This is a genomic window from Streptomyces sp. NPDC032161, from assembly GCF_040636995.1.
Lineage (GTDB): Bacteria > Actinomycetota > Actinomycetes > Streptomycetales > Streptomycetaceae > Streptomyces.
On the sequence record NZ_JBEZVN010000001.1, the window covers coordinates 843,682 to 866,127 of the forward strand.

Annotated in this window: 17 protein-coding genes and 1 pseudogene; 5 read left to right on the forward strand and 13 right to left on the reverse strand. The window is 71.3% G+C overall.

Annotation, left to right across the window (positions count from 1 at the left end):
* Positions 1 to 8: 8 nt before the first annotated feature.
* The 6 genes from AB0E67_RS03540 to AB0E67_RS03565 all read right to left on the reverse strand — a co-directional run bounded on the left by AB0E67_RS03540 (position 9) and on the right by AB0E67_RS03565 (position 5,315).
* Positions 9 to 1,346 carry a CpaF family protein gene (locus AB0E67_RS03540; RefSeq protein ID WP_362020360.1) on the reverse strand — a complete coding sequence of 446 codons (1,338 nt, stop codon included), beginning with the start codon at positions 1,344 to 1,346 and terminating at the stop codon, positions 9 to 11.
* Positions 1,347 to 1,414: 68 nt separating this feature from the next.
* On the reverse strand, positions 1,415 to 1,813 hold the full coding sequence (locus AB0E67_RS03545) for a TadE/TadG family type IV pilus assembly protein (protein WP_362020363.1): 399 nt from the start codon (positions 1,811 to 1,813) through the stop codon (positions 1,415 to 1,417).
* A gap of 3 nt (positions 1,814 to 1,816) precedes the next feature.
* Positions 1,817 to 2,191, reverse strand: a complete 375-nt coding sequence (locus AB0E67_RS03550; RefSeq protein WP_362020365.1) for a pilus assembly protein — start codon at positions 2,189 to 2,191, stop codon at positions 1,817 to 1,819.
* A 162-nt stretch (positions 2,192 to 2,353) separates the two neighbouring features.
* Positions 2,354 to 3,658: an AAA family ATPase gene (locus AB0E67_RS03555; RefSeq protein ID WP_351517456.1), complete on the reverse strand. Its 1,305-nt coding sequence runs from the start codon at positions 3,656 to 3,658 to the stop codon at positions 2,354 to 2,356.
* Between the two features lie 7 nt (positions 3,659 to 3,665).
* Positions 3,666 to 4,373: a Flp pilus assembly protein CpaB gene (gene cpaB, locus AB0E67_RS03560; RefSeq protein WP_073781699.1), complete on the reverse strand. Its 708-nt coding sequence runs from the start codon at positions 4,371 to 4,373 to the stop codon at positions 3,666 to 3,668.
* Between the two features lie 75 nt (positions 4,374 to 4,448).
* Positions 4,449 to 5,315: a hypothetical protein gene (locus AB0E67_RS03565; protein ID WP_362020369.1), complete on the reverse strand. Its 867-nt coding sequence runs from the start codon at positions 5,313 to 5,315 to the stop codon at positions 4,449 to 4,451.
* A gap of 973 nt (positions 5,316 to 6,288) precedes the next feature.
* Between AB0E67_RS03565 and AB0E67_RS03570 the strand changes: the two genes are divergently transcribed.
* Entirely contained in the window at positions 6,289 to 7,953 is a 1,665-nt protein-coding gene (locus AB0E67_RS03570) for a glycosyl hydrolase family 18 protein (protein WP_362021431.1), read from the forward strand.
* A gap of 6 nt (positions 7,954 to 7,959) precedes the next feature.
* On the opposite strand, the pseudogene AB0E67_RS03575 reads toward AB0E67_RS03570, so the two are convergent.
* Positions 7,960 to 9,589, reverse strand: a pseudogene (locus AB0E67_RS03575) (IS200/IS605 family accessory protein TnpB-related protein).
* A gap of 392 nt (positions 9,590 to 9,981) precedes the next feature.
* Between AB0E67_RS03575 and AB0E67_RS03580 the strand changes: the two are divergent.
* Positions 9,982 to 12,093 carry a serine/threonine-protein kinase gene (locus AB0E67_RS03580; protein ID WP_362020372.1) on the forward strand — a complete coding sequence of 704 codons (2,112 nt, stop codon included), beginning with the start codon at positions 9,982 to 9,984 and terminating at the stop codon, positions 12,091 to 12,093.
* 106 nt (positions 12,094 to 12,199) lie between these two features.
* Here the strand turns inward: AB0E67_RS03580 and AB0E67_RS03585 are convergent, their stop codons facing one another.
* The 3 genes from AB0E67_RS03585 to AB0E67_RS03595 form a co-directional block, all read right to left on the reverse strand.
* Positions 12,200 to 12,610 carry a RidA family protein gene (locus AB0E67_RS03585; protein WP_362020375.1) on the reverse strand — a complete coding sequence of 137 codons (411 nt, stop codon included), beginning with the start codon at positions 12,608 to 12,610 and terminating at the stop codon, positions 12,200 to 12,202.
* Between the two features lie 6 nt (positions 12,611 to 12,616).
* Positions 12,617 to 13,375 (reverse strand): IclR family transcriptional regulator, encoded by a 759-nt coding sequence (locus tag AB0E67_RS03590; RefSeq protein ID WP_362020377.1) that lies wholly within the window; start codon positions 13,373 to 13,375, stop codon positions 12,617 to 12,619.
* Between the two features lie 166 nt (positions 13,376 to 13,541).
* Positions 13,542 to 14,618: a sugar kinase gene (locus AB0E67_RS03595; protein WP_362021434.1), complete on the reverse strand. Its 1,077-nt coding sequence runs from the start codon at positions 14,616 to 14,618 to the stop codon at positions 13,542 to 13,544.
* A 426-nt stretch (positions 14,619 to 15,044) separates the two neighbouring features.
* On the opposite strand from AB0E67_RS03595, the gene AB0E67_RS03600 reads away from it, so the two are divergent.
* Together AB0E67_RS03600 and AB0E67_RS03605 are read left to right on the forward strand one after the other, a co-directional pair.
* Positions 15,045 to 16,502, forward strand: coding sequence for an alanine racemase (locus AB0E67_RS03600; RefSeq protein ID WP_362020379.1), 1,458 nt, complete (start codon positions 15,045 to 15,047; stop codon positions 16,500 to 16,502).
* A gap of 72 nt (positions 16,503 to 16,574) precedes the next feature.
* Positions 16,575 to 18,212 (forward strand): D-aminoacylase, encoded by a 1,638-nt coding sequence (locus AB0E67_RS03605; RefSeq protein WP_362020382.1) that lies wholly within the window; start codon positions 16,575 to 16,577, stop codon positions 18,210 to 18,212.
* A gap of 108 nt (positions 18,213 to 18,320) precedes the next feature.
* On the opposite strand, the gene AB0E67_RS03610 is transcribed toward AB0E67_RS03605, so the two are convergent.
* Positions 18,321 to 19,217 (reverse strand): siderophore-interacting protein, encoded by an 897-nt coding sequence (locus AB0E67_RS03610; RefSeq protein WP_362020385.1) that lies wholly within the window; start codon positions 19,215 to 19,217, stop codon positions 18,321 to 18,323.
* A gap of 86 nt (positions 19,218 to 19,303) precedes the next feature.
* On the opposite strand from AB0E67_RS03610, the gene AB0E67_RS03615 reads away from it, so the two are divergent.
* On the forward strand, positions 19,304 to 20,275 hold the full coding sequence (locus tag AB0E67_RS03615) for a TetR/AcrR family transcriptional regulator (RefSeq protein WP_362020388.1): 972 nt from the start codon (positions 19,304 to 19,306) through the stop codon (positions 20,273 to 20,275).
* Positions 20,276 to 20,375: 100 nt separating this feature from the next.
* Here AB0E67_RS03615 and AB0E67_RS03620 read toward each other — a convergent pair whose 3' ends face one another.
* Positions 20,376 to 21,266 (reverse strand): serine protease, encoded by an 891-nt coding sequence (locus AB0E67_RS03620; RefSeq protein ID WP_362020391.1) that lies wholly within the window; start codon positions 21,264 to 21,266, stop codon positions 20,376 to 20,378.
* Between the two features lie 195 nt (positions 21,267 to 21,461).
* Positions 21,462 to 22,328 (reverse strand): AraC family transcriptional regulator, encoded by an 867-nt coding sequence (locus AB0E67_RS03625; RefSeq protein ID WP_362020394.1) that lies wholly within the window; start codon positions 22,326 to 22,328, stop codon positions 21,462 to 21,464.
* Positions 22,329 to 22,446 lie beyond the last annotated feature (118 nt).

Consider the following 22,446-nt stretch of genomic DNA (forward strand, 5'->3'; position numbering starts at 1 on the left):
CTCGGTACCTAGTTGGCCTCTCGGGTGGCGAGCTGTTCGGCGGAATCGGCGACCCCGAAGGCCTGCGGGATGGGCTGGCTGGCCATGTAGAGGCGCTGGGCGATCCTGCGCGGGATCGGGAGGTACTGGAAGTCGCCGTCGATCCGCCCCTCGGAGTCCATCGGCCGGGCGTTGAAGCGGGCGACGGAGACGATGCGGTACGGGTCGCGGCCGTGCGAGTCCAGGACGGCGATCTCGGTGATCTTTCGGGAACCGTCGGCGTGCCGGGTGAGCTGGACGATGACGTCGACGGCGCTGTTGATCTGGTCGTGCAGCGCCTCGAACGGGACGTCGATCTCGGACATCGACGCCAGGGTCTGCAGACGCATCAGCGCGTCCTCGGCGTTGTTGGCGTGGACGGTGGCGAGCGAACCGTCGTGACCGGTCGACATGGCCTGGAGCATGTCGAGCGACTCGCCGCCTCGGACCTCACCGACGACGATGCGGTCGGGGCGCATACGCAGGGAGTTGCGGACCAGGTCGCGGATGGTGATCTGGCCCTTGCCCTCGACGTTGGCCGGTCGGGACTCCAGTCGGATCACATGGCTCTGCTGGAGCTGGAGTTCGGCGGAGTCCTCGATGGTGACGATGCGCTCGCTGTTCGGGATGAGTCCGGAGAGCGCGTTGAGCAGGGTCGTCTTGCCGGTACCGGTGGCGCCGGAGACGATGACGTTGAGCTTGGCCTGGACGAAGCCGGACAGCAGGATCAGCATCTGCTCGTCGAGCGAGCCGATGCTGATCATCTCCTGGAGCGTGAAGGCCCTGGGGAACCGTCGGATGGTGAGCGTCGCGCCGGTCAGCGACAGCGGCGGGATGATCACGTTGACACGCTCACCACTGGGCAGACGCGCGTCAACCATCGGATTCGACTCGTCGACGCGGCGGTTGACGGTCGACACGATGCGCTCGATGGTCTGCATCAGCTGCTCGTGCGAGCTGAAGCGCATCGGGAGCTGTTCGACCCTGCCGCTGCGTTCGACGAAGATCTGGTCCGGCCCGTTCACCATGATCTCGGTGATGGACGCGTCCTCCAGGAGCGGTTCCAGGATGCCGAGACCGAGCGCCTCGTCGACGACCCGGCGGATCAGTTGCGTGCGTTCGACGGTCGAGAGGACCGGACCTTCGCGGCTGATGATGTGGCTGAGGACGCGCTCCAGCCTCGCCCGCCGGTCTGCGGCGGCGAGCGAGGACATCTCGGCCAGGTCGATCTCTTCGAGCAGCTTGGCACGGTAGGCCGCCACCATGTGGCTGTCCTCCCGCCCCCCGCCGTTCTTCTCGGGGGCGTTCATGCGTGCCCGCAGACTCATTGCGTCACTCCTCGTTCCGACTTGCTTGTTGAACCGCCTACGGGACGGCCGTGCCGTACGGCCCGGGGTCAGGTGCGGGGCATCGTGGAACTGCGTTCGGCCTTGCCCCAGATGTTGACGCCGGGGATGATGTCGGGCACCTCGACGCTGACCGTGCAGGTGACCTCGTCGAAGGAGGAGCCGTCCGGGCGGACTTCGGCCCGGGCGGCGGTCCAGCCGCTCATCGCGTCCCTGGCCGCTCCGTCGTCGCAGCCGCCCATGGACATGCTGGCCGCACGGGCCGCCGCACGGGCCCCGGTGCCCGCCTGGTTGGCGGCGTACGCGGCGATGCCGGTCTGGATCGTGAGGAGGCCGACCAGGAGCAGCAGAGGCAGGAAGCCCAGGTACTCGATGGCGACCTGTCCGCGGTCGTGGCGGGTGGCCTCAGTGGGGTTCGGGGCCGTGCCGTCGAGTGTGCTCACGCTCATCGCTCAGCCCTCCATCGGGTACGCGCCGTGACCCGTGACGGTGAACGGCCAGTTGAGCACTCCGGGCGCCAGCACCGGCACCTTGAGCCTCACCTGGGCCGTGTACATGCCCGACGAGTTCCGCCTGCACGTCGTCCTCATCGTCTCCTCCCAGGCGTCCGGGAGGTCCTCCCTGGCCGCCTCCTGGCATTCCACCCCACGGATCCCCTCCGTGATGGCGCCCTGGTGCGCGGCCTGGTCGGCGGCGTTGCCCGCGAGGGAGAAGGTGTAGCCGATCAGGGCGCACTGCCAGAGCGCGATGCCGAGCAGGATGATCAGCGGGGTCATGCCCAGGCCCTCGATCGCGGTCTGGCCCCGGTCGCGCTCGCGCCCGGACATCCGCTCCCGCAGCCGCGACCGCCCATGCGCCCGCTCGCGTCCGTTCAGCCCGTCACGCGACCGGCCGCGCGCCCGGGAGGACCCGTGGGCGCCCGGCCGGGAAGGATCGGCGCGATGCCTTCCCGGTATCCCCGTGTCTGTCGTCTCGGTGAGTGCCATTGGTCAACTTGCCCCCTTGGTCGTCGCCCGGTTCCGGGAGTCGCCGTCGCGCCGGCCGCCGCGGGGGCGGCCGATCGAGCCCCGGTCGTTCTTGAACTTCGCGCCGCTCCTCGCGCCGTTCTTCTCCGCCTTCTCAGGAACCTTGACGATGCCGAGCTCGCCCGCAAGGGCCCAGAGGGCCTGTTTGACCGTGCTCTTGGAGTCGAGTTCGTGGAGTCGGCCGGCATCGACGACGGCCTGGAGTTCCTTGAAGTTGGCGGGAACGGCCGTCTCGGCCATCCGCGTTCCGGTGATCTTCTCGACGAGGGGCGGCTGGATCTCGGTGTTGCGGGTGAAACGGTTGACGAGGGTGACCGTCTCCTCCGCCTTGCGGATCTGGAGCCGGTCCCACATCCGTACGAGGCGCTTGGCACCGCGCACCGCGATGACGTCCGGGGTGGTGACCAGCAGGGCCGTGTCGGCCATCTCGATGGCCGCCGCGTTCGCGCCCTGGAGCTGGCTGCCGCAGTCGATCACCACGACCTCGTAGCGCGTGCGCAGCGCGCTCACGATCTGCCGGGCCGAGCGGTCGCTGACCTCCTCGGCGCTCTCGCCCTCACCCGGTGCCAGGAGCAGGGAAAGTCCGGTGTTGTGGGTGAAGACGACGTCGGACAGGACGCGCGGCGTGATGTCGGTGATCGTGGAGAGGTCGACGACGGACCGCCGGAACTGCACGTCGAGGTACGAGCCGACGTCGCCCGCCTGGAGGTCCATGTCGACCAGGGCGACATTGCGCCCGGACGCCTGGGCCGCCAGGGCGAGTTGTACGGCGGTGACGGTGGTCCCGACGCCGCCCTTGGCGCCGCTGACCGTGACGACGGCGCCGCCGGGGCCGGTGAAGACCTCGGCGCCGGTGCTCAGGTGGCGGCGGACGCCCGCGGACCACTGGGCCGCGGACTGGACGCGGTTGACGAGTTCCTCGTAGCTCAGGGGCAGGGTGACGACGCCTCGCGCACCCGATTCCATCGCGGACGAGAACAGGCCGGGGGTGACGTCGGCGGTGATCAGCACGACCCCGATCGCGGGGAAGCGCAGCGAGACCTCCCGGATCAGTTCCAGTGCCGGCACCGGACCGATCCGCTCGTGGACCAGCACGACCTCGGGCAGCTCGTCGAGCGACTCGCCGGCCAGCCGGGCGAGGGTGTCGATGAGCTGCGTCGAGTCGCCGACCGGGGCGGCCGGTTCGGCGTCGGGGAGCTGGCTGAGCAGGGTGGTGACGGATCTGGCCGCGTCGACGTCACCGACGGCCGGGAGGATCCTCGTGGTCATCCGATCCTCACTTGTCCTTGTCGAGCGTGTAGGTGCGGTCGCCCGGACGGATGGTGCTGTCGCTTCCGGAGGCCAGGAGCGCGAGGCGTACGTGCTGCGCGAAGGACTCGGCGTAGGCGATGCGCTGGGTGTCGAGCGTGTTCAGGGCGAAGGTGATCGGGACGGCCTCGGTGCCCATGTTGGACTTGCCGTCGCGGCTGGGCTCCAGGGCCGTCAGCTTGCCGACGTCCAGCACCTTGGCGTTGGAGACGATGACCTTCGACTGGGAGGGATCCCCGTCGCGCTCACCGGCGAACGTGGCGTAGATGTTGACGGTGGCACCGGGCGTGATCTTGCCGGCGACGCCGGTCGCGGCGTCGATCATGATGGCGATCTCCTGCTCCCCGGGCTGCAGTTCGGGGCGCTTCTGCATCATGTCGGACTGGAGCAGGGAGCCCTTGCGCAGCTGGGTGACGGCGATCTTGCCGTTCACCTCGGAGAGGTCGGTCACGGCGTTCGTGGAGAGCCAGCGCTTGGGCATCGAGATCTTCTCGAACTGCCCGGACGACAGGGCGGTGTAGGGGGCGACGTCGGACTTGAGCTGGTAGGCCGAAACCTCGGGGCCCACCTTGGAGTTGACGTCGCTGATCACCGAGAGCACGCCGGCGAAGGCGCCGAAGGCGCACAGAACCGACAGGAGCAGGAGTATCACGCCGCGGCGCTGGCGGGAGTTCATGGGCCGGACAACCTCGTTCGATTCGGATGCGTGGGGCAGCGGACAGGAGGGCGTCCACGGAGGTAAGCGGAAGCGCTAGGACCGTGGTGGTGCGGGCGCTCCGTGGCTGAGGACACCGGCGTGGTGGATTCGGTTCTCCGCCGCGGGCAGCGGCGAGGAGCAGAACCCGCAGAGGTCACCTATGAGTTCCATTCCGCACCAGTGGCAGATGTCCCGACGCACGGAGCACACCAGTTGGTACAGGACGGAGATGTCTGGCAGATAGGCGGCGAATTCCACCAGCTTTCCGGTTCCCCACCAGCCAGGGGAGCCGGAGGGAAGCGCGGCCTCGTGAACGGTCTGGACCTTCCACGCGGGCGCGAGGGTCTGTTTGACCCACTCGGACTGCGACTGCCCCTTGGCCGTCATCAGTTCGGTGGGGAATTCCGGGCCGGTCGGCGGTTCCGCCTTCGGGCCGATCGTGACGAGCTGTGGCTCCGGACTCGCGACCACCGCGAACTGGGAGCCTGGTACCCAGGACTTGGCATGGGTGCGGAGGTCGACCGGCACCCTGTCGAACTTGGTGACGGAGTGCAGCAGCGCGCCCGCATGGATGTAGTGGGACAGCAGCCGGGCGGCGGAGGCGACCACTCCCGGGCTGAAGTCGCAGATGGACAACTGGCGCAGTTGCCGCACGAGCACGGCGACGCCCAGTGGAGGAAGGTCCACCTTGAGCAGAGCGATGCGATCGCTCTCCAGAACGGAACGCACGGAGTATAGCCGACGTTCATGGGCGGGAGCGATGCTACTCGGGTAGACAACGACGACGTAGCCGTGCTGCTCCAGCAGCACGTGCATGTCCCCGATGGCCATCTCCAGCGGCTGGGCATCCGGAGCCTGCAGCAGCGCGGCGGTCGGCGTCTGCTGGTCGGCCGGAGGCAGTACCAGATCAGCACTTGTCACTGCTATTGCGGTCGGCACACCGTTCCCCGTTTCAACTCCGGCCAAACATCGGTCATGACGTCGGCCGCAATTACTTCTGATCCGCGCTCTGCCTCAGCACTTTATCCACGTCTTACCTGGCAGAGAACACTTTCCGGAGGCCAGTACGACAACGCGAGGAAGACGCCGGGTCAACGCTCGCGCGCCAAATCGGATCAAATCGAAAATCGTTAACTTCTATACCACTGCGGAGAGTTACGGATCGGCCTTCCGGCGGCCGTGACCCCGAATTCGTCTCCGCATGTCAGGCCGGATGCGGAACCGGGGCGCCCGGCGACCCGACGACGGGCGGGCGGTCACTGTCCGAGCACCTGGACCACGTCACCCGCACGGGGCGGGACGGGGTCAACAAAACGTCAATTCATGGAGGCCCGGCGGTGATCGTGAAGGGTTCGCGGGGTGTTCACGGGACGTTCGCGAACGACCGGCGGGGCGACCGGGAAGCCGGCCCGGCGACCGGGTACCCGACCGCGGTCGCTGCCAGAGGTCTTGACAACTCGATTGGTCTGGACCAGCTTTAGCGGCCAGCGGCGACCGCCGCCGTCCGGCTCCCCCGCCCCGCCATCCCCCGCAACTCCCCGGACAGCGGCGGTACCGCCGACCGACACGGTCGAACACGCCCCCGTTCTCCCCTACTTCCCCCGCCAGTCGTCCCCCACCCCCGGCCCCGTCCCCGAACCTCACCCCCATCTCCGTGCTCCGGGGACGCACCGCCGCAGCACCAACGCCCCGTCAACCCGCCCCGCACGCTCCCCGGTCCACCCCGGACACCGGCCCGTGAGCCGCGTCCGCCTTCCCCACCCGCCGGTCCCCACCCGTCGGCCCTCACCGTCCGATCCCCCGACTCCCCCACGGAGGCAGCAAAGTGGAACTCTCCCCCGCCCACGGGCCCAGAGCCCGGATGCGCCACACCCGGCCGCTGCTCGGCACCGCGATGGCCGTCCTCGCGGCCGGCGCGCTCACGGCCACCGCCCTCGTCGGCAGCGCCCAGGCCGCCGACGTCAACGTCGCCAAGAACCCGGGCTTCGAGGCGGGGCTGGCCGACTGGACGTGTTCCGGCGGCACCGGCGAGGTGGTCTCCTCCCCCGTGCACGGCGGCACCGGCGCCCTCAAGGCCACCCCGGCCGGACAGGACAACGCGCGCTGCTCCCAGACCGTCAAGGTGAAGCCGGACTCGACCTACACGCTCAGCTCCTGGGTGCAGGGCGGGTACGCGTACCTCGGCGCCACCGGCACCGGGACCACCGACGTCTCCACCTGGTCGCCCGGCTCCACCGGCTGGACCCAGCTGACGACCACGTTCAAGACCGGCCCGAGCACCACCTCGGTCACGGTGTACACGCACGGCTGGTACGGGCAGGCCGCCTACCTGGTCGACGACGTCTCGGTCAGCGGCCCCGACGGCGGCGACGGTGGCGGCGAGACGCCGCAGGTTCCCGGCGCGCCCTCCGGTCTCGCGGTCGGCACGACCACGACCTCCTCCGTGTCGCTCTCCTGGAACGCGGTGTCCGGCGCGACCGGCTACACGGTCTACAAGGACGGCGCCAAGGCCACCACGACCACCGGGACCTCCGCCACCGTCACGGGCCTGGCCGCCGACACGGCGTACCAGTTCGCCGTGACCGCCACCAACGCGGCCGGCGAGTCCGTCAAGTCCGCGGCCATCAGCGCACGTACGGCCAAGGACGGCGGCACCCCCAACCCGAACCCCTCCGTGCCCAAGCACGCGGTGACCGGCTACTGGCAGAACTTCAACAACGGCGCGACCGTGCAGAAGCTCAGCGACGTGCCCGCGAACTACGACATCATCGCGGTCTCCTTCGCCGACGCCACGACCACGCCGGGCGCCGTCACCTTCAACCTGGACACGGCCGGGCTGAACGGTTACACCGTCGACCAGTTCAAGGCCGACATCAAGGCCAAGCAGGCCGCCGGGAAGAACGTCATCATCTCGGTCGGCGGCGAGAAGGGGACCATCTCGGTCAACAGCGACGCCTCGGCCACCAACTTCGCGAACTCGATCCACACCCTGATCCAGGAGTACGGCTTCAACGGCGTCGACATCGACCTGGAGAACGGCCTCAACTCCACGTACATGACGAAGGCGCTGCGCCAGCTGTCGCAGAAGGTGGGCTCCGGCCTCGTCATCACGATGGCCCCGCAGACCATCGACATGCAGTCGACCTCGGGCGAGTACTTCAAGACGGCGCTCAACGTCAAGGACATCCTGACCGTCGTCAACACGCAGTACTACAACAGCGGTTCGATGCTCGGCTGCGACGGCAAGGTGTACTCGCAGGGCACGATCGACTTCCTCACCGCGCTCGCCTGCGTCCAGCTGGAGGGCGGCCTCGACGCCTCGCAGGTCGGCCTCGGTCTCCCCGCCTCCACCAGCGGTGCGGGCGGCGGCTACGTCTCCCCGTCGGTCGTGAACGCGGCCCTGGACTGCCTGGCCTCGGGCACCAACTGCGGCAGCTTCAAGCCCTCGAAGAAGTACCCGGGCATCCGCGGCGCGATGACCTGGTCGACCAACTGGGACGCCAAGTCGGGCAACGCCTGGTCGAACGCGGTGGCCCCGCACGTCCACGGACTGCCGTAACCGTTCCTAACCAGTACGCATGAGTGAGTCCTGGACCCACTGCCGCGTGCTGGGCGCATCCCGAACGGTTTTGGATGCACTCGGTCCCCGCTTTCGCTTCCCGTTCGGTGACGGCCCTCCGGGGAGCCGGTCCGTTGCGGGTGGGCGGTTTCCGTCACGTCCTCGGGTGCCTGGTGGGGCCTGGGCGGTCCGATGCCCCCGCACGATCACTCCGGTCGTGTGGGGGCGGTACCGTTCGACGCCGGACCGGGTGCCCGAGGGCGCGTCGTCCGATCGCGATGCCGGCGGCATCGTGACGGGTCATGGTGCGGTGCGGGGTGGCCAGTGGCTTCTGCCAGTGCTGGGCACCCCACACCGAGGTGTAGGCGGGGTCGACCGCGACAATGCTCAGGCCCTGTTCGGCTGCCATGGAGACCAGCCGGGCCTTGAGTCTGCCGGTCGGGATGCCGGAGATCAGCTGCCGGAACCGTTTTCGGCGGCCGTGTTTCTCGCGGGTCTTCTCGGTGGTGAAGTCGAGGTCTTCGATGCCGATCGCGACGACACCGACTCGCTTGGCCCAGTGGATCAGGCAGGTCAGGGCGTGGCGGAGTTGTGCGTCGCGGTGAGCAGTGGTGCCGGTCAGGTCATAGAAGAAGTGGTGCGGGTCGCCGACGGGGTTGCCGTGCCGGTCGAGGTGGTAGGCGGCGAAGTGGTCGGCGTTGGTGTCGACGCCGACCATGCCCCGGGCGCGGGCAGTCTCCAACGGGATGGTCCGCCGGCGGGGCGTTGCCAGGACGCGGTGAGGTACCAGCTGCGGCGGTCGGTGTCGAGGTGGATGCGGTAAGCGACGGCCCGGTTGGCGGTGATGCGGTCGGCCCACTCCGCGCCCCGGTGCGCGAAGCCGATGCGGGCGGTGAGGGTGTAGCGGCCGTGGCGGGTGTTGGCCAGGTGTGCGAGCGGGGCGGGCAGCTTGATGGACACTTCGCCGGCCAGGGTGATGCGGATGGTCTCGTTCCCGAACCGTTTGCCCGACTCACCGTCGGCGGCGATGAACCAGCGTTCCGCCTCCCAGCGCTCCCGCCACCGCTCCTTGGTGAGCCGGGCCTGGGGTGAGGTGGTGGCGGGTGTTGAGGAGACGTCTGCCGCCCCGCACCACCCGCACCCGTCCGGCCTGCCGGTCGGCGACAACGGCCGCATGCCGTGCCTCCAGCGCGGCCAGGCGCCGGGACTTGCGAAACCACTCGCCCTTGGAGCGGTAGCCGCCCGCGGCCTGCTTCGTCCCGGGTTCCCCGATCGGGAGGGACAGGCGGTGACGCAGCGTCCTGATCCAGGCTTCCAGCGTCTGGATGTGTGCCGCCTGGCAGCGACGGGCCAGTGCCCACTGGCCGTGCGTGGCCTTGGTGATCGCTCCCGCGATCCGTGGCGAAGACAGTGCGGTCAGGTTCCGCTTGCGCGACGCCCAGGTGTCCGCGCTGTGCTCCAGGCCATCCGCACAGCGAGCTTTGAGATCACGCGAAGCGAGGCGGCCCTGATGCTCACCGACCGCGCGCAGAACACTCTCGTCCTGGGGCGTGAGGTGCTTCAGACGGTCCCGGACCGCCACCCCGCAAGGCCCGGACACCACGAAGGACCCGGCCAACTCCCGCACACCACCCACCACATCACCCCCTCCCCCGACTGGACACCTGCCACCCAGCCCAACGAGCAACCACCGCCGAGGTCACCCATTCGGCTCCAGAACCTCCGTTCCCACCCCGCGAACCCACCGCAAGGACTCGCTCCCGCTCACCACAACTCACCTCAGTGGAAACCGGCAGCAGCTCGCAACCCCGCCACGGCGTCGACCGCCACGCAGCATCCCCGACCAGCAGCGCCGCCGCTCCCCCGGCGGCGCTGCTGCGCGTGTCAGAGGGCTTCCGCCGCGCAGTGCTTCCACACCTCCCGTCCTGAACGAACCCGTCATGGACGTCGCGCCGTCGCGGCACGGGACGGCCGCGGGGTTCCCGTGGGACCCTGTTCGGCACACCATGCGGCGACGGGGGGAGCGACATGGCGGGGCCACGGCTGGAGGCACTGGGCGAGAGCGATCCGGCGACGCTCGGGGCGTACCGGCTGCTCGGGCGGCTGGCCTCCGGCGGGATGGGACGGATCTACCTCGCTCAGGCCGCGGACGGACAACTCGTGGCGGTCAAGACGCTGTTGGCGGAAGGGGAGGTCAGCCCCGTCGACCGGCGCAGGTTCGCCCGCGAGGTGAAGGTGGCGCAACGGATCGACAGCGCGTTCACGGCGCGCGTGCGGGAGGCCGATCCGGACGCCGGAGTCCCCTGGATGGCCATCGACTACATACCCGCCCCCTCCCTGTCCGAACTGGTGCGTTCCGCAGGGGTGTTACCCGCATCCGCGGTGCGGTGGCTGGCGGCCGGGACGGCCGAGGCGCTCGTCGTGCTGCATCGCGGGAACATCGTCCACCGGGACGTGAAGCCGCAGAACATCCTGTTGCCGTTGACCGGCCCCCGCCTGATCGACTTCGGCATCTCGCACGCCAACGACCTCACCCTGACCGGCCTCACCCTCGGCACGATCGCCTTCACCTCGCCCGAGCAGGCTCGCGGCGAGGGCTCGACGACGGCCTCCGACGTGTACTCACTGGGCGCGACCCTCTTCCATCTGGCCACGGGACGGCCTCCGTACCGGGCCGACGGCGACACGCTCGCGCTGCTCGCGCGGGTGCAGCGCGGTGAACTGCACCTCGACGGGCTGCCGAAGGACCTCGTCCCGCTGATCCGTCCCTGTCTGGCGGTGCGGCCGGCGGACCGTCCCGCACCGGCGGACGTGCTGCGCGAGTTCCGGCGGTCGATGGCCGGGCTGCCGCTCTCGCAGAGCGGGAGTCGCTGGCTGCCGCCGCGCTGGACGGCACTGATCGAGGAGTACGAGCGACGAGGCCACGAACTGCGCCGCTCCGCGACGGCCGGCCCCGACGAGCCGACCGTGGACCAGCGCACGTCGGCGGTGCCGCCTCCGCCCCGGACCCGTGTGTACACCGGGGACGTCGCGGCGGAGGAGAGGGCACGTGCGGAACGGGAGAAGGCCCAGGAACGGGAGCGCGAACGGGAGCGGCAGCGGGAGGAGGAACGGAAGCGGGAGGAGGAGGAACGCAAGCGGGCACGGGAACGGGAGCGGGCGGCCCGTGAGCACGAACGCGCGGAACGGGAGCGGGCCGAGAAGCGGGCCGCTCGCGAGCGGGCCGCCCGGCTCGACGCCGAACGGGCCGAGAAGCGGCGACGCGAGGAACGGCTCCGTCAGGAGCGGGCCCGCACCAGGGCCTCGTCGTCCTCGCGCCCGTCCGCCTCCTCGGCCTCCTCCTCCGGCGCGGGCTCCGGCTCGGCCGCCGGCTCCGGCTCGCGTGCCGCCGCCCCGGCCACCGGGAACGGCTCCTCCGGCGGCTGGTGGCTCCTGCCGGTGGTCCTCGTCGTGCTGCTGATCTGGCAGCCGTGGAAACCTGGCTCCGACGGCAGCACCGGTGGCGGCACCAGCACGTCCACCAGCTCGTCCGGCGGTGGGTACACCTCGTCCTCCGGTGGCGGCAGCGGAACCGGAAGCGGCTCCCGTTCGTCCGCCTCCACCACCGTCGACGACCCCGCACCCACGCCCGACGCCGCCGACACCGCCTTCCGCAACGTTTCGACCGGGGACTGCCTCACCGCGTACGACGACGGGTACGAGGACTGGTCCACGTCCGTGCCGCGCACGGTGTCCTGCGGCGCCGCCGACGCCTACACGCGGGTGACGTCCGCGCGGAAGGGGATCCGCTTCGGCGACTGCCCGGTGGGCAACGGCCGTACGTACTGGTACCACTCGGGCTCGGTGCCGGACTTCGGCGTGTCGTTGTGCGTGGAGCGCCAGTTCCGCACGGGCCAGTGCTTCGTGGCCAGGATCAGCGGCACGAAGGTCACCGAGTCACGCCTCATGAACGTCTGGAGCTGCGACGCGGAGAAGGTTCCCGCAGGCTTCAACGCGACCCTGCGGATCACCGGGTACCACCGGGCGCAGAAGACCTATCCGCAGGGCTACTGCTCCCGGAGCCGGGACGACCGGAACTACTACTGGATCTACGACGTGGACGGCGGCAAGAACGTCCTGTGCACGACGTACAGCCGCTGAGGCCCGAGCGGTACGGCCGCCGACGCGACGGGCGGTTTCCCGGGGGCCGGGGCCGCAGGGGCGCGGCGCGGTGCTCCGCGGCCCTGCGGTCCCGTACGGGGTCGGATCAGCCGAGGACCGCGAGCGCGTCGATCTCGATGAGCAGGCCCTTGGGAAGCCCGACGTAGACCGTGGTGCGGGCGGCGGGCGGGGCCTTCAGGTCCTGCTCGGCGAAGTAGGCGTTGTAGATCTCGTTCATCTCGGCGAAGTGGTCCACGTCCGTGAGGTAGACGCGCGTCATCATCACGTCGTCCCAGGTCGCGCCGCCCTCCTCCAGGATCGCCTTGACGTTGGCGAAGGTCTGGAGGGTCTGCTCCCGCAGCGTCGGACCGGCCGGGGTCGGTGCCTGGCCCTCGACGGCGGGGAGGAAACCGACCTGGCCGGCGACCTGGAGGATGTTCCCCTTCTTCACCCCGTGCGAGAACTTCGCCGGCGGCGTGGTGTGGGTGCTCGGGGTGAGGGCGATCTTCTCGGTCATGGCTGTTCAGGCTCTCCTGGGTTGGTTGGTGCCGGAGTAGTCCCGGCTGATGGCGTCGGCGGTGCGGCGCACCAGCGGGAGCAGGGTGAGGAGTTCCTCGGCCGTGACGACCACGTTGGGCGCGGAGACCGACATCGCGGCGACCACGCGTCCGTCCGCGCCCCGGACGGGGGCGGCGACACAGTTGATGGACTCCTCGTGGCCGCCGAGGTCGGTGGCCCAGCCCTGTTCGCGGACGACGGCGAGTTCCTTGAGGAAGGCACCGGCGTTCGGGGTCGAACGGGGCGTGTACATGGGGTAGTCGAGCCTCTCGGCGACGGCGCGCCGCTCGGGTTCGGGAAGGTCGGCGAGGAGCAGTTTCGCCACGGCGGCGACGGTGATCGCGACGGGCTTGCCGATCCGGGAGTACATGCGGACCGGGTAGCGGCTCTCGACCTTGTCGATGTAGAGGACCTCGTTCTCCTCGTACACCGCGAGGTGCACGGTGTGGCCGCAGCTCTCGTTGAGTTCGACGAGGTGGGAGTGGGCGATCTCGCGTACGTCGAGGTTCTCCACGGCTTCCTGCGCGAGGGCGAAGAGGCGGGCACCGAGGCGGTAGCGCTGGTCCTGCTGGCGGTAGACGAGGCCGTGTTCGTGGAGCGTACGGAGCAGGCGCAGCGCGGTGGACTTGTGGACGCCGAGCCGCTCGGCCACCTGTCCGAGGTCGGCGGGCCCCTGGGCGAGCAAGGGCAGGATGCTCAGCGCGCGGTCGACGGTCTGGCTCATGCGCGCGCCTCGCTGTCCCCGCGGCCCTCGCCGCTCATGCGGTCCTCGCCGCCCCTGGCCGGATGCCTGGACCGGCGCTCGGCCGAAGGCCCGGAGGGGCACTCGGCCGGATGCTCGCTCGGGGCGCCGGGCCGGCCCGTCCCGCCCGTTCGCTGGTCGCGGTCGCTCACGTCGTACGTACCTCCTGTTCCTCCCCCGTCCACCCGGGGCCGAGACGAAGTCTCCCCCAGGCGTCGTCGTCCAGCGCGGCGAGGGCGTCGGCGCGGTCGCGGGACGGCGGGGCCGTGAGGTCCCCGGGGACGGTGAGCACGGCGGCGGCCATGAGGTGGCCGTGCCGGACCCGGTCGCGTGCGCCCAGGCCCCGCAGGGTGGCGGAGAGGAACCCGGCGGCGAAGGCGTCACCGGCGCCGACGGGTGCGACGACATCGACGCCGAGGGCGGGGACGCCGGTGACGGTGTCCGTCCGCCCGGTGTCGGTCCCTCCGGAGTCCGCTGCTCCGGCATCCGCTGCTCCGTCGCCCGCCTCTCCGACGACGGCGCCTCCCGTACGCGCGAAGACCGTGGCCCCCTCGGCCCCGCGCTTCACGACCAGGACCGCCGGCCCCGGGAGCGCCGCGCGGATCGCCTCGGCCCCGTTCAGCCCCCACGCCTCCTCCGCCTCGTCCTCGCCGACGAAGACCAGGTCGCAGCCGCGGGCCAGGTCCAGCAGTACTCCGGGGTCCGCGGCGGCGTCGCGCCACAGGCCCGGCCGGTGGTTGACGTCGAAGGAGACCAGCGGGCGGCCGGGGCGGGGCGAGGTCAGGTCGCGGAGCAGGGCCAGGCAGTCGGCGGAGAGCGCCGCCGTGATGCCGGACAGGTGCAGGACGCGGGCCGCGAACAGCGCCTCGTACGGGACGTTGTCCGGGGACATCGCGGAGGCGGCGGAACCGGCCCGGTAGTAGGCGACCTCGTGCACGTCGGTCCCCCGGTCCGTCGCGGTACGGAAGTAGATGCCGGTGGGCCGCGTCGGGTCGCGCCGCACTGCGGAGATGTCGACCCCGTACCCCGCGACGGCCTCGACGAGATGGTCCCCGAACCCGTCCGCGCCGACCCTGCTGACCCAGGCCGTCCGGTGGCCGGCCGCGGCGAGCGCGCAGGCGACGTTGGACTCGGCGCCGCCGATGCCGCGGCTGAAGGAGGGCACGTCGGCGAGACGGCCGGGCCGCGACGGCAGGAACGTCACCATGGACTCGCCGAGGCACACGACGTCGACGGGCGGTACGGAGCCGCCGGTCTCACCGGTGCGCGTGCGCGTCCCGACGGACGCGCCGACGGGCGCCTCCGTACCGGCGGGCGCGTCGAAGGGCGGGACGGAGCCGGTGTCGGCGGTCCTGGCCGGGGTTCCGGGCACTCGGGGCTCCTCGCGTGATCGGTGGTGCGGTCGTTCGGGGCGGCTGACATGGCGGTGGGCGGCCGGTGAGCGGCCCGTGCGGTGGTCGGGGCAGTGGTCGGGGCGATTGTCGGGGTGGTGCGACGGCCAGGATGGTGCGACGGATCCCGGAGAGTGGCGCCCGGTCTCGCAGCTGCCCCGGCGCCGTGCTGCCATTGACCCGGTGTCGGCTCGGATGTTAGACACCGACAAGCGATATACGCAACGGACGTTGCATATGATGCAACAACGGCTTCCGCCGTGACGACCACTTCGACCGAGGAGGCACCCTTGGCCGCCGACCGCCCCGTGGCCGGACTCGCCGACGAGCTGATCGACCACCGCTTCAAGGCGCTCCCGCCCGACGCCGAGGGCCTGACCGTCGGCGCCCTCGCCGCCGAACGGCGCGATCTCTTCACGGGCGGCTTCACCACCCCGGTGCTCGCCCTGTCCGCCGAGTCGGTCGAACACAACCTCGCCCTGCTGGAGTCGTACGCGGAGCGCCACGGGCTGGCCTTCGCCCCGCACGGCAAGACGTCCATGTCCCCGCAGCTCTTCGCCCGCCAGCTGGAGCACGGCGCCTGGGGCATCACGGCGGCCGTGCCGCACCAGGCGCGGGTCTACCGGGCGTACGGGATCCGGCGGATCTTCCTCGCCAACGAACTCGTCGACGCCGCGGCCCTGCGCTGGCTCGCCGGCGAGCTGGACCGCGACCCGGAGTTCCGCTTCGTCTGCTACATCGACTCGGTGCGCGGCGTGGAGCTGATGGACGAGGCGTTGCGGGCGGCGGGCGCGTCCCGCCCCGTGGACGTCGTCGTGGAACTGGGTGCGGGCGAGGGCGCGCGCACCGGCGCACGCACCGAGGCGGAGTGCGCTGCGGTCGCCGACGCGGTGGCCGCGACCGGGACCCTGCGGCTGGTGGGCGTGGCCGGGTACGAGGGCGAGGTGCCGGAGGCGTCGGACGAGCGGGTCCGCGACTGGCTGCGGCGGCTCGTCGCGCTGGCCGTCGCCTTCGACCGGGAGGGCAGGTTCGGCCGGAAGGACCGGGGAGGCCGGCTCGCGGCAGCGGAAACGACACCGGAAACGGCACCGGAAGAAGCCGGGGAAGCCGGAGCAGCCGGGAAAGCAGCCGAACCGGCCGCGGGAGGGGCCGGAGCGGCCGCGCGGCGCGTGGCGGACGCCACCGACGACGGCATCGTGATCAGTGCGGGCGGCAGTGCGTGGTTCGACGCGGTGGCGGACGTCTTCGCGCAGCTCCCCGAACTCTCCCGCCCCGTACTGAAGCTGCTGCGCTCGGGGGCGTACGTCTCGCACGACGACGGCCACTACCGCCACCTCACCCCGTTCAACCGCGTCCCCGAGGAGGGGGCCCTGCGGCCCGCCTTCCGGCTCTGGGCCCAGGTCGTCTCCCGGCCCTCCCCCGGGCAGGCGTTCCTCAACGCGGGCAAGCGGGACGCGGCGTACGACCTCGACCTGCCGCAGGCCCAGGTCGTACGCTCCGGGCGCGACGGCACGATCCGGCCCGCGACGGGCATCACGGTCGGCGGGCTCTCCGACCAGCACACCTGGCTGCGCACCGAGCCCGGTGCCGAGCTGGAGGTCGGCGACTGGGTCGGCATGGGTCTGTCGCATCCGTGCACCAGCTTCGACAAGTGGCAGCTGATCCCGCTGGTCGAGGCGGACGGCACCGTCACCGACTACATCCGCACCTTCTTCTGATCCCCGATCGCTCCCGATCCCCCATCGGCCCCGATCCCCGATCAGTCGCTCGATCCACAGACAGGCGATCCCATGGACCTGGTCATCCGCGACGCGTACGTCATCGACGGCACCGGCTCTCCCGGCCGGCGCGCCGACGTGGCGGTCGACGGCGGCCGGATCACCGCGATCCACCCCGAGGAGGCGCCCGGCCCGCGCCCCTCGGGCCGCCGCGTGCTCGACGCCGACGGGCTCGCCCTCTCCCCCGGCTTCATCGACATGCACGCGCACAGCGACCTGGCCCTGCTGCGCGACCCCGACCACAGCGCCAAGGCCGCACAGGGCGTCACGCTCGAAGTCCTCGGCCAGGACGGCCTGTCGTACGCCCCGGCCGACGACCGGACGCTCGCCGAGGTGCGCCGCACCATCGCCGGCTGGAACGGGGGCGGACCCGAGGACCCCGGCGTCGACTTCGACTGGCGCACGGTCGGCGAGTACCTGGACCGTCTGGACCACGGTTTCGACGGCCGGGGCATCGCCGTCAACGCCGCCTATCTCGTCCCGCAGGGCACGGTCAGGATGCACGCGATGGGCTGGGTGGACCGCCCGCCCACCGAGGCCGAGCTGAACCGCATGAGGGAACTCGTCGCCCAGGGCATGGCGGAGGGCGCGGTCGGCATGTCCTCCGGCCTCACCTACACGCCCGGCATGTACGCGGACGACGCCGAACTCACCGAACTGTGCCGGGTGGTGGCCCGGTACGGCGGCTACTACTGCCCCCATCACCGCTCGTACGGGGCGGGTGCGCTGGCCGCGTACGAGGAGATGGTGCGGCTGACCAGGAACGCGGGCTGCGCGCTCCATCTCGCCCACGCCACCATGAACTTCGGGGTGAACGAGGGGCGGGCCCCGGAGCTGCTGGCCCTGCTCGACGCGGCGCTGGACGCGGGCGCCGACATCACCCTCGACAGCTACCCGTACACCCCCGGCAGCACCACCCTCGTCGCGATGCTGCCGAGCTGGGCGGGCGAGGGCGGCCCCGACGCGGTGCTGGCCCGCCTCGCCGACGCCACCGTCGCGGAACGGATACGGCACGCCATGGAGGTGGTCGGTTCGGACGGCTGCCACGGCGTGCCGATCGAGTGGGACACGATCGAGATCTCGGGAGTCACCGCGCCGGGCCTCGGCGAGTACGTCGGCCGTACGGTGGCCGAGTCGGCCCGGCTGCGCGGCGAGGCACCCTGGGCGACCGCCCGCCGGCTGCTCGTCGAGGACCGGCTCGGCTCCACGATCCTCCAGCACGTGGGCCACGAGGAGAACGTCCGGCGGATCATGCGGCACCCGGTGCACACCGGGGGCAGCGACGGCATCCTCCAGGGCGACAAGCCGCACCCCCGCGCCTATGGCACCTTCCCGCGGTATCTCGGCCGGTACGTAAGGGAGTTGGGCATCCTGTCGCTGGAGGAGTGCGTCGCCCACCTCACCTCCCGCCCCGCACGCCGGCTGCGCCTGACCGACCGCGGGTACGTCCGCGAGGGCCACCGCGCCGATCTGGTCCTGTTCGATCCGGCGACGGTGGCGGCGGGTTCGACGTTCGAGAAGCCGCGCACGCTTCCGACCGGCATCCCGCACGTACTGATCGACGGCCGCTTCGTCATCGAGGACGGCCGCCGGACCCAGGTACTGGCGGGCCGCGCCGTACGCGGCGAGGGACGGACCGTACGGGGGTGAGGGGCGGGGCGAGGGCTGGGCCCTCGCATGAAGGCCGCAGCGACCCCCGGGCCCCGACGGAGCCCATGAGGGCCATGAGACCCATGAGGGCCATAAGGCATATGGGGGCTACGAGGTCTCCGTCACCTCCGCTGCCTTCGCCGCCTCTGCCAACTCCGCCGCCCGTTCCCTGGCCCAGACCAGGTCCTCCTCGGTCGGCGCGTCGTCCTGGGTCAGGTTCGCCCGCCAGTAGCCGCTGAACTCCACGGCGTTCCGGGGCAGTCCGCGTTCCCCGACCAGGTGACGGCGCAGCGCCCGTACCGCCCCGGCCTCACCGGCCAGCCAGGCGGCCCCCGGCCCGGCGGGCAGTTCGGCCGCCCGTACCGCGTCCACCAACGCCCCGCCCCGGTCCCGGTCCACCCAGTGGACGGACACCTCGCCCGGCGAGTGCAGCATCCGGTGCTCCGCCGCGTCGGCGACCTCGGCGTACACGACCGCGCGCGACCCGGTCGGCAGGGACTCCAGGAGCGTCCCGATCGCCGGGAGCGCCGTCTCGTCACCGGCCAGCAGCAACCAGTCGGCCGCGGGCAGCGGCCGGGCGTACGCCGCCGACGGGCCGACCATGCCGAGCACGTCCCCCGGGCGCGCGCCCCGGCCCCAGCGGGCGGCGGGGCCGTCGTCACCGTGCAGGACGAAGTCGACCGTCATCACACCGCTCACGCGGTCGTACCCGCGCACGGTGAAGCCGCGCATGAGCGGACGTTCGGGCTCGGGGATCGCGAGGTACGCCTCGTACCACCGCATGCCGTGCGCGTCGTCGGCGTCGGGCACCGGGAGCCGGGGCACGTCCTGCCCCTCCCGGGGGAAGCACAGTTTCATCTGCTGATCGGGGCGGTCCTCCAGGATCTCCGCGAGACTCCGCACGTCCGCGCCCACGTCCGCGGCGAAGGAGACGCGCGCGACCCGTGGAGTGATCCGCTCCACGCCCACGACCCGTACGTACGACACAGGCAACGCGTGACCCATCCCGACACCGACCTCTCCTGATACTTTACGTCATAAGGAATTGAAATCGCCTCGGCGAAATTACTTTATGGCGTAAGGAGTTGCAAGTGGTGGTCTATGCCGGACAGGGCGACGCCCGGCGTTCGATGTCCCTGTTGTGGCGCGCGGAGCGGCCGGAGCAGCCGCGCCGCACACCCGGTCCGGGCCCCCGGCCGGGGCTGAGCGTGGACGCCGTCGTGACCGCCGCGATCTCCGTCGCCGACGAGGAGGGCATGGCCGCGCTCTCGATGCGCGCGGTGGGCGAGCGGCTGGGCCGCACGGCGATGGCGCTGTACACGTACGTCCCCAGCAAGGGCGAGCTGCTGGACCTCATGTACGACGCGGTCCACGCCGAACTGCCCCGGGACTACGCGGCCTTCACCGAGGCACACGCACCGGAGGGCGGCAGGCACCCGAGCGCCGAAGGGGAGCGGCCGGGCGACGACGACTGGCGGGCCGGGCTGACCACATGGGCGCGGGACACGCTCGAATTCCTTCTGCGCCACCCCTGGGTGCTCCAGGTCTCCCAGGCCCGTCCGGTCCTCGGCCCGCACGAGTACGCCGCACTGGACACCCTCGTACGCCTGCTGACCGGAACCGGGCTCGAAGCGCGGCTGGTGCGGCGACTGGTGGGCACGCTGACCCACTTCGTGCGGGGCTGCGCCGGAACGGTCGCCGAGGCACGGGAGGCGGCGGTGGCGACGGGCGAGCCGGACGAGGAGTGGTGGTTCGCCCGCTCGGCGCTGCTGGGCGAAGTGGCTCCGGACTTCGCGGACCGTTATCCGAGCCTGAGCGCGATGGAACGCGCCGGCGCGCCGCGACCGCCGTCCGCCACGGACGAGGACACGGGCGAGGGCGAGGGCGAGGGCGAGGGCGACGGCGGAGGCGAGTACGGCGAGGAGGCGGGCGGAGGCTCGGCCGAGGGCGACGAGGAGACGATGCCGTTCCTGGAGCGCGAGGCACGGGAGACGTTCGCCGTCGGCCTCGACGTACTGCTCGACGGGATCGAGGCAGCGATCACGCGCACGGGCAGGGCCTGAACCCGCAAGCCCTGAGCCCGCGACCCCCGGGCCCGACGCACGGCGTCGCCGCGGCCGCCCGGTCGGCACGGGCGGTCACGGCGACGGAGGGCTCAGCGGCTCACGGCCTGGGCAGGGCGCATCCCGCCCGGTTGAGGTCGAACTCGTTGCCCGGGCCGATGCACGGCACGATGCCGTAGGTCTGCTGGGCGTAGTTGATTCCCTCACGCACCGTCACATTGCCGCTCTCGTCCACCTCGCACGGGTTGTTGTCCGTGCAGCTCTGGCCGTCCTCGTTGCCGGTGTTGTTGACCGCGACGACCTTGCCGGTGGCGTTGTCGATCACCGGGGAGCCGGACGTGCCGCCGATGGTCTGGCAGGCGGAGGTGTAGCGGACCGAGTCCTTCCAGGTCCACTGGCCTTCCTTGAGCCGGTAGACGAACCCGTCCACGTTGCAGGAGTACGTGCGCTTCCAGTAGCCGGAGACCACCGTGATCGCGGTGCCCTGGACGGGGTGCGCGGTGTTGAGCTCCAGCGCCTTGATGCCGTAGTTGCTCTCGATCTGCGCGTAGGTGCTGGTGAGTTGGTACACCGAGATATCGGTGTCCGTCATCGTCCCGTACGCGATCTTGCTGGCCCGCAGCGTGGCGACGCCGTTGCCGGAGGCGTTCAGCAGGGTGAAGCTACGGCTGGACGACCGGTTGAACACCACCTGACCGGGGCCCGGGAAGCCCGTCTCCATGCAGTGCCCGTTGGAGAGCACCAGCGCGGGGTCGGAGGGCTGGGAGTCGGGCGTGCGGACGACGGAGCCGGAACAGTTGCTGAGCGCCACGGTCCCGGCGAAGTTGACCGCCTGGGGCGTGACCTTCGCCTTGACCGTGTCGGCCGCGGCCGTGCCGACCGCCGCCGTGCCGGCCGTCGCCGCTTCCTGGCCGGTGGCCGCGACGGCGGGTGCGGTTCCCGCCCCGAGGAGCAGAACGGCGAAGAGCGCACCGACGAGAGGCTTTTTCATGTGGGGGTCCCCTCCAGCGACATGCGCGGGGCCTCGACGACCCCGGCTACCGAAGTTCCTTCGGCTTGACATGCGCATGCTTGCGTACGGAGGGGACCCTCAACAAGGGGCGGTTTCCGGCCACGCCCGGGCCCGGCCCTCGACGGGCCGGCCCAGAGCCGCCATGTGCCCCGCCCGGACCCGGCGCCGAGCGCCTCAGCCGGTCACGTGCTCCACCGGGATCCAAAGTTCGGCGTCGGCCCGGCCACCGTCCTCCGACAGCCGGGTGCCCAGGATCTCGGGCCCCGGCCGGCTCCGGTACGGATTGGACGGGAACCACTGGGTGAAGACGTCCCGCCACAGGTACTGGAGCGCCTGCGGGAAGGGCCCCGAACTCCCGAAGACGGCCCAGGTGCCCGCCGGGACCTCCAGCGCGTCCAGGTCCTCGGGCACGGCCGCGCCCGTCACCACGCCGTGGTAGTAGTCGAGTTCGGTCCCCTCCGCCCTGCTCGCGGCGAGATCGTCGCTCACCCCGACGATTCCGCGCGGTTCCTGATCGGACAGTTCCCCGATGCGCCGTACGGTGTCCTCGCCGATGCCCCGGACGAACGTGACGATGGCCGGGTTCGCCCCCTCGTGCACCAGCGGAACCCGCGCCTTCCTGCCGACCACGCGGAACGCTTCCTTCTCCACGATCCGGTATCGCATGCTCCCGCTCCCTTCGACCACGAGCCGGAAGGACATCCGGGGCTGGGAGCGCAGAACCGCACCGGTCCGCCTGGCCTCGCCCGGACCGACGCCGTGCATCGCCCGGAACGCCCGCGCGAACGCCTCCCCCGAGCCGTAGCCGTAGCGCACCGCGATCTCCAGCAGCGTCCGCTCCCCCGCCAGCACCTCGGCCCCCGCGAGCGTGAGCCGCCTGCGCCGGACGTACTCGGACAGCGGGATCCCGGCCAGCGCCGAGAACATCCGCCGGAAGTGGTACTCAGACGTCATCGCGATCCGCGCCAGCTCGGCCGCCTCGATCCGCTGACCGAGGCGGCCCTCGATGTGCTCCATGGCCTGATTCAGCCGCTCCAGCACCCCGGACTCCTTCCCTAACGAACAGTCACGCTAGGGAATGCGACTCCCCGCGGACCCGACAGTCCGTGCCCGGTCCGGTCGGGTCCCCGGCTCGGCGCGTGCCGGGTTCGGTCGGGTC